The organism is Streptomyces sp. NPDC089915 (genome assembly GCF_040684675.1).
In the GTDB taxonomy this organism is placed as follows: Bacteria; Actinomycetota; Actinomycetes; order Streptomycetales; family Streptomycetaceae; genus Streptomyces.
Map to the genome: position 1 here is coordinate 1 of NZ_JBFBGN010000214.1, position 7,484 is coordinate 7,484.

Below are 7,484 nucleotides of genomic sequence, written 5' to 3' on the forward strand. Positions count from 1 at the left end.
GGCGGGCCCGCACCGCGAGCCCCCGAAGACCCCGCCCCTACCCCACCGCCCCCCGCACCCGCCTCCGGTGGCGGGCCACGCGTTCGCGGTTGCCGCAGACTTCGCTGGAGCACCAGCGGCGGCGGTGGCCGCGGGAGGTGTCCAGGTAGAGGCGGGCGCAGCCGTCGCCGCCGCAGGAGCGCAGGAGGGCCAGGTCGCCGGGGTCGGTGAGGAGTTCCACCGCGTCCCGGGCCACCGTGGCGAGCAGGCCCGCGCACTCCACGCCGCCGCGCAGCTCCCGCACCAGGTGACCCTCCCGGTCACGGACCGCGCACACGCCCGGGGGCGGTCCGGCGGCGGCCTCGTTGACGCGGGCCAGGGCGGCCTCCTCCGGGGCGGTCCCGGCCAGTTCGGCGCGGACGAGGCGGTCGACGTCGCGGCGCAGCCGGCGGAAGGCCTCCACCCAGTCGGGCCCGAGCCGGCCGAGCGGGGTCCGGTCGGGGACCAGCCCGGCGCCGACCAGCCACAGGCGCAGCTCGTCGCCGTCGTGGATGGCCTCGGCCCCCTGGGGGGTCCGGGTGGCCAGCAGGTCCAGACAGACCCGCCCGGAGTCGAACCACATGCCCGTCACCGCCTCGGTCGTCGCCGTGGGACGCCTCCCCAGAGTGCCGTCGCCGACCGGGAAGCGGAAGCCCCCGCGCGGGCTACGCGGGCGGCGGGTCGTCGTGCAGCAGGCGCTGGAACAGCCGGTGGTCGCGCCAGGCGCCGTTGATGTGGAGGTAGCGGGGGGCGAGTCCGTACTCGGTGAAGCCGGCCTTGGCGAGGACCCGCATGGAGGCGGTGTTGTCGACGAGGGTGCCGGCCTCGATCCGGTGCAGCCCGAGCTCGTCGCGGGCGGCGCGGACGACCTCCTCCAGGCCGGCGGTGGCCAGGCCCCTGCCGTGCCAGGCCCGGTCGACCCAGTAGCCGACGCCGCCGCTGCACAGCGGCCCGCGGGCGATGCTGCCGAGGTTCATCGCCCCGACGACGGCGCCGGTCGCCGTCTCCGTGAACACGTACGGGACCAGCCGCCCCGCGTCCCGTTCGTCGAGCATACCCTCGACGCGGGCCCGCTGTCCCGCCTCGGTGTAGAACGCCTCGGGCCGCTCGGGCTCGTAGGGGGCCATGTGCTCCCGGTTGCGCCGCAGTACGTCGGCCAGCCCGGCCGCGTCGCCGACGGCCAGGCCCCTCATCTCCACCCCGTTGATCACCATGCGGGCACGCTAACGGACGGCCCCGGCCCCGCTCCAGCCCTCGCCGTCGCCGGGGTCCAGCGAGAGCCGGTAGCCGCGCTTGACCACCGTCTGGATCAGGTTCGGTACGCCCAGGGCGGCCCGCAGCCGGGCCATCGCCGTCTCGACGGCGTGCTCGTCGCGCCCGGCCCCGGGCAGCGCGGCCAGCAGGTCCGCCCGCGACACCACCCAGCCGGGCCGCCGGGCCAGGGCGGACAGCAGGGCCATCCCGGCCGGCGGTACGGGGCGCAGCCGGTCGTCGACGACCGCCGCGTGCCCCCGGATCTCCAGCCGGTGCCCGGCGACGGGCAGGACCCGGGCGCGGCCGGGGAGTTCCTGGCAGAGCAGCTGCACCAGCGGTCCGAGGCGGAACCGCTCGGGCTGGACGGTCGCGACGGCCTCGCCCTGGAGCGGCAGCGCGGTCACGGGGCCCACGCACGCGGCGAGCACCGGCCCCCGCAGCGCGTCCAGCACCGCCTCGCGCAGTCCGCGTTCGCCGGCCCGGGACAGCAGGGAGGCGGCGGCGGGCGCGGAGGTGAAGGTGACGGCGTCCACGGAGCCGACGGCGACGGCGTCCAGCAGCCGGTCCAGGGGGGCGAGGTCCTCGGGCGGCATCCACCGGTAGACGGGCACGGGCACCACCTCGGCCCCGCCGTCGCGCAGCGCCTCCACGAAGCCGGGCAGCGGCTCGCCGTGCAGCTGGAGTGCGATGCGCCGGCCGGCGACCGGGCCGGCCAGCAGCCGGTCGAGGACCTCGGCCAGGGATTCGGACTGCGGGGACCAGGACTCCACCAGGCCGGCGGCCCGTACGGCGCCCTTGACCTTGGGCCCGCGCGCGAGGAGTTCGGTGGCGCGCAGCCGGTCCAGCAGCCGCTCGCCGATGCCCCATCCGTCGGCGGCCTCGATCCAGCCCCGGAAGCCGATGGCGGTGGTGGCGACGACGGCGTCCGGCGGGTCGTCGACGAGTGCGCGGGTGGCGGCCAGCAGCTCGCCGTCGTCGGCGAGGGGGACGATCCGCAGCGCGGGTGCGTGGACGACCGCCGCGCCGCGCCGGCGCAGCAGGGCGATCAGCTCGTCCGCGCGCCGTGCGGCGGTGACTCCGACGGTGAAGCCCGCGAGGGGGCCGTGCGTAGCGTCGTCCATCGTGGTGACCTGCCTTGCCCAGTGACCGGTGCGTCTGTTCCCGGGGCCGGCGCCGGCCCCGGCGTCGTCGAGCCGGCCGACGGCGCTGTCGGCCGGCTCGACGCCTCGGTGTCCGAGCCTGTCAACCCGTCGTGTCGGGCTCGGTTCCGCCGTATTTCGGTGCCGTTAACCGGCCTTGGGCCCTCGCGACGCCGCTCACACCGCCGTGAGCTGTGCCTTCTCCCCGTTCTGTGCCGTCTCGGGGCCGGTGGCCGCGGTCGCGGGGCGGCGGAGGTATACCGCCCAGGTGACGGCGCAGCAGACGGCGTAGAAGCCGAGGAAGGCGACGAAGGCGGCGGTGCCGGTGCCCGAGGCGGAGAAGGCCTCGCGGAAGGCCAGGTTGATGCCGAGGCCGCCGAGCGCGCCGACGGCGCCGATCAGGCCCATGGCGGCCCCGGACAGCCGCCGCCCCTGCGCGGCGGCCTCCTCGCGGCCGAGGCCGCGGGCGAGGGCCTGGGCCTGGAAGATGCCCGGGATCATCTTGTACGTGGAGCCGTTGCCGAGCCCGCTGAGCGCGAACAGGGCGGTGAAGCCGACGAGGAACACGGGCAGGGACTCCCGTACGGAGGCCAGGACGACCACCCCGGTCGCGGCGGCCATCGCCACGAAGGCCGCGAGGGTGATCCGCGCCCCGCCGTAGCGGTCGGCGAGCGCCCCGCCGACGGGCCGGACGAGGGAGCCGAGCAGCGGGCCGATGAAGGTGAGGGAGGCGGCCTGGAGCGGGGTCCGGCCGAACTGGGTCTGCAGGACGAGGCCGAAGGCGAAGCTGTAGCCGATGAAGGAGCCGAAGCAGCCGACGTACAGCAGGGCCATGATCCAGGTGTGCGGCTGGCGGACGGCTTCGCGCACCGCGCCCGCGTCGCCCCGTACGGGGGCCAGGTTGTCCATGCGGACGAGGGCCAGCGCGGCGGCGGCGACGATCAGCGGGAGGTAGGCGGCGAGCAGCAGCCGGGGGTGTCCGGCGCCGGCGGTGGCGATGACGAGCAGCGCGGCGAGCTGGACGACGGGGACGCCGATGTTGCCGCCGCCGGCGTTGAGGCCGAGGGCCCAGCCCTTCTTCCGCAGCGGGAAGAAGGCGTTGATGTTGGTCATGGAGGAGGCGAAGTTGCCGCCGCCGACGCCGGTGAGCGCGGCGACGGCGAGGAAGGTCCCGTACGGGGTGCCGGGTTCCATGACGAGGAGTGCGGCGGTGGTCGGCGCGAGGAGCAGCAGGGCGCTGACGACGGTCCAGTTGCGGCCGCCGAAGCGGGCGACGGCGAAGGTGTAGGGGATGCGGACGAGGCCGCCGACGGTGGTGGCGGTGGCGATGAGGAAGAACTTCCCGGCGGGGTCGATCCCGTAGGCGGGGCCCATGAAGAGCACCATCACGGACCACAGGGACCAGATGGAGAAGCCGATGTGTTCGGAGAGGACGGAGTAGAGCAGGTTGCGGCGGGCGGTGCGTTCGCCGGTCTCCCGCCAGAAGGTCTCGTCCTCGGGGTCCCAGTGTTCGATCCAGCGGCCGCCCCGGCGGCCTTGCGGCCGGTTTCCGTTCATCACACGCCTCCACAGCTGTCGCGTCCGTGGTGGCGACGCTAGGAACGGCGCGTTTCGGCCCCGGTCCCCGCCGGATGACCGGGGGGAAACCTTGCTCTCACCCGCCGTGCGGGCCGGGTGTGAGCGCGGCCGGGAGGCGGCCGCCCGGGGGGAGTTCCAGCCAGCGGTGGGCTTCCTGGAGTTCGGCGGCGGCGCGGGCGAGGGCGTCCAGGCCGGGGTGGCGCAGGCCCGCGCGCCAGACCATGGACAGCGGGGAGAGCGGTACGGGGTCCACGAGGGGGCGTCTGACGCAGCCGGGGATGTCGGCGAAGACGACGGTGACCAGGACGGGGTTGCGGGTCTTGGCCATCACCCGGACGAACTCCTCCTTGCCGATGGCCACGGGTGCGGGCGGGGCCAGGGCGATGCCCCGTCCGGCGAACAGCTCGCGGGCCAGGCCGGTCCACTCCAGGGTGCGCGGGTTCCCGGCGCCGGCGTAGACGCTCTCCCCGGCGAGCGCGTCGAGCGGTACGGCTTCCAGTGCGGCCAGCGGGTGGTCCTCGGGCAGGAGCACGGCGAGGGGTTCGTGGCGTACGGGCCGGTGGGCGAGGCGGGAGCGCAGGGCGGGGTCCAGGCCGTCGAAGTAGCCGAAGGAGACGTCGAGCCGGCCGGCGGCGATCTCGGCGGCGGCGTGGGTGAGGCCGCTTTCGAAGCGGGCCATCAGCTCGTGGCCGGGGGCGAGTTCGCGGGCCCGTTCCAGGACGAGGCGGGCGGTGGTGGGGCCGTCGGTGTTGAGGTCGACGAGGAGGGCGGGGGGCGGTCCGGCGAAGGCGGCGGCGAGTTCCCCGTGGGCGCGGAGCACCTCGCGGGCGTGGGGCAGCAGGCGCGCGCCGTCGGCGGTGAGTTCGACGGCCCGGGTGGTGCGGGTGAACAGGGTGGTGCCGAGGGTCCGTTCGAGGCGGCGGACGTCGCGGCTGAGGGCCTGCTGGGCCACGTAGAGGCGGGCGGCGGCGCGGGTGAAGTGCAGTTCCTCGGCGACGGCGAGGAAGCCGCGCAGCAGCCGGGGGTCCACGTCGGGGGAGGTCACCGGGGAACATTAACAACGGGAGGGCGTGAATGGCCCCCGAACAGGTGTTGGACCGCCGCGGGGGCCGGGCCGCAGGCTCGGGGCATGCCGCAAGAGACCCCGCTCATGGCCGTGACGGGCACCACCCTGGTCCTGGCCTCCCCCGCGCCCTCCCCCGCCGGACGCCCCGCCCCCGTCCGGCCTTCCGCCGCCGCCCGCCTCCTGGGCCCGTACGCCCGGCTGTTCGCCGTCCCGGGGGCGCGCGGGTTCACCGCCGGGAACCTGCTCGCCCGCCTGCCCATGGGCATGTTCGGGATCAGCGCGGTCCTGATGATCGCCGGCCAGCGCGGCTCGTACGCCCTCGCCGGCGCCGTCACCGCGACCGGGATGGCCGCCACCGCCGTCGTCGCCCCGTGGACGGCCCGGCTCGTCGACCGGTACGGGCAGGCCCGGACCGCCGTCCCCGCCACCGTGATCGCGGTCCTCGGCTCGCTCTCCCTGGTCCTGTGCGTCCGTACGCAGGCCCCGGCCTGGACCCTGTTCGCCTCCTACGCGGCCACCGCCACCACCCCCAACATCGGCGGCCTGTCCCGGGCCCGCTGGACGCACCTGCTGCCCCGGTCCGCCCACCACACCGCGATGTCCTTCGAACAGGCCGCCGACGAGCTGTGCTTCATGCTCGGGCCGGTCCTCGCCGCCTTCCTGTGCACCGCCGCCTTCCCGGAGGCGGGCACCCTCACGGGGGCGGTGCTGCTGCTGACCGGCATGCTGGTGTTCACCGCGCACCGCGCCACCGAACCCCCGCCCGGCGGGGCGCGGCGGTCCGGAGGGGGCCGGTCCCCGCTGCGCGCGCTGGCGCCGCTGCTCGGGCTGTTCCTCGCCACCGGCCTGGTCTTCGGCTCGATGGAGGTCACCTCGGTGGCCCACCTCTCCGCCCTGGGCCTGGGCGGCGCGTCCGGCCCGGTCCTCGCGCTCCAGGCGGCGGGGTCGTGCGCGGCCGGCCTGCTGTACGGGGCCCGGCGCCCGAGGAGCCTGCGGACCTGCCTGCTCGCGCTGGCCGGGGCGATGGCCCTGCCGTGGGCGGCGGCCGCCACGGGCTCCCTCGCGGCGCTGGCGGCGGCCCTGCTGCTGGCCGGCATGGCGACGGCGCCGGTGATGGTCACCGCGATGGGGCTGGTCCAGTCCCGTACTCCCGGGGGCCGTCTCAACGAGGGCCTGACGCTGGCCGTCACCGCGATCCTCGCGGGGATCGCGGCCGGGTCCGCGACGGCGGGCCTGGCGGTGGACGGGTGGGGCACGGGGACGGCGTACCTCCTGCCGGCGGCCGCGGCCCTGACCGCACTGCTTATCGGATCGGCGACTCCACGACCCGGCCGTTGATCGGGATTTCATCCGGCTGCCGGGTGAAATCACCGCGTGGGTCGCACCCTTCCAGGCCGCAATCCGCCATAACTGGGGAGGCTTTCCCCCAAACCCTTCCCTTAGCGGAGGAACTCCCCTTGCCTGCTTCGCGCTCCGTCTCGTCGGCCCTGATCGTCGCGGCCGTCACCGCGTCCTGTCTGATGCCGGCCGTGCCCGCCCTGGCGGACTCCTCGCACGTCCGCTTCTCCCAGCCGTACGTCCCCTCCATCGCCCCCGGGAAGACGGGCCGCGTCGTCATCGCGGCCCTGAACGGGGCGGACCCGGCGCACAGCGGCACCTTCCGGATCACCGCCCCGGAGCGGACCACGTTCCCGGAGGCGCGGTTCTACTGGAACGGCCAGCGGGCCGGCGGCTCGTGCAACCGCTCCAAGGACGCACGCCTGCTGACCTGCAACGCGGGGACCCGCGCCGGTTTCGCCTTCGCGGCCAACACGCAGACCCGGCTGGCGGTTTCCCTCAAGGTGGACGCGAACGCCCCCGAGGGCACCACGCTGGACGGCGGCGAGTGGTCGGACGGCAAGGAGGCGCCGGCCCTCTTCGCCGTGGCCACCCCGGTACGGGGGCCGAAGGGCGACGACGGCCCGCCCGGACAGGACGGCCACGACGGGCACGACGGCCACGAGGGGCACGAGGGCAAGCCGGGCCACCACGGCAAGCCCGGCCGCCCGGGCCCCAAGGGCGACAAGGGCGACAAGGGGGACACCGGCGACCGGGGCCCCAAGGGCGACCGCGGCGACACGGGCGACCGGGGCCCGAAGGGCGACCGCGGCGACACCGGCCCGCAGGGCCCCAAGGGCGACACGGGCCCGGCCGGGGGCCCGCAGGGTCCCAAGGGCGACAAGGGCGACACGGGCGAGCGCGGCCCGAAGGGCGACCGGGGCGACACCGGCGAGCGCGGCCCCAAGGGCCACACCGGCGACACCGGCCACCAGGGCCCCAAGGGCGACCGCGGCCCGGCCGGCCCCCAGGGCCCCGAGGGCCCGCACGGCCCGAAGGGCGACCGGGGCCCGAAGGGCGACACCGGCGACACCGGCCCGCAGGGCCCCAAG

At 76.2% G+C, this 7,484-nt stretch carries 6 protein-coding genes and 1 pseudogene; 2 read left to right on the forward strand and 5 right to left on the reverse strand.

Annotated features, from left to right (window positions below; all coding sequences use genetic code 11):
* Nucleotides 1-37: 37 nt before the first annotated feature.
* The 5 genes from AB0O29_RS33315 to AB0O29_RS33335 form a co-directional block, all read right to left on the reverse strand.
* Nucleotides 38-601: a CGNR zinc finger domain-containing protein gene (locus tag AB0O29_RS33315; protein ID WP_365159393.1), complete on the reverse strand. Its 564-nt coding sequence runs from the start codon at nt 599-601 to the stop codon at nt 38-40.
* Nucleotides 602-683: 82 nt separating this feature from the next.
* Entirely contained in the window at nt 684-1,232 is a 549-nt protein-coding gene (locus AB0O29_RS33320) for a GNAT family protein (protein WP_365159396.1), read from the reverse strand.
* A 9-nt stretch (nt 1,233-1,241) separates the two neighbouring features.
* Nucleotides 1,242-2,393, reverse strand: a complete 1,152-nt coding sequence (locus AB0O29_RS33325; RefSeq protein WP_365159399.1) for a uroporphyrinogen-III synthase — start codon at nt 2,391-2,393, stop codon at nt 1,242-1,244.
* 195 nt (nt 2,394-2,588) lie between these two features.
* Complete coding sequence (locus AB0O29_RS33330; RefSeq protein WP_365159402.1) at nt 2,589-3,968, reverse strand: nitrate/nitrite transporter; 1,380 nt, start codon at nt 3,966-3,968, stop codon at nt 2,589-2,591.
* 97 nt (nt 3,969-4,065) lie between these two features.
* Nucleotides 4,066-5,034 (reverse strand): LysR family transcriptional regulator, encoded by a 969-nt coding sequence (locus AB0O29_RS33335; RefSeq protein ID WP_365159405.1) that lies wholly within the window; start codon nt 5,032-5,034, stop codon nt 4,066-4,068.
* A gap of 84 nt (nt 5,035-5,118) precedes the next feature.
* Here AB0O29_RS33335 and AB0O29_RS33340 point away from each other — a divergent pair, with 84 nt between their 5' ends.
* A complete protein-coding gene (locus AB0O29_RS33340) occupies nt 5,119-6,393 on the forward strand; it encodes an MFS transporter (protein WP_365159408.1) in 1,275 nt (424 codons plus the stop codon).
* A 119-nt stretch (nt 6,394-6,512) separates the two neighbouring features.
* Nucleotides 6,513-7,484: pseudogene (locus tag AB0O29_RS33345) on the forward strand (hypothetical protein); the annotation flags it as partial.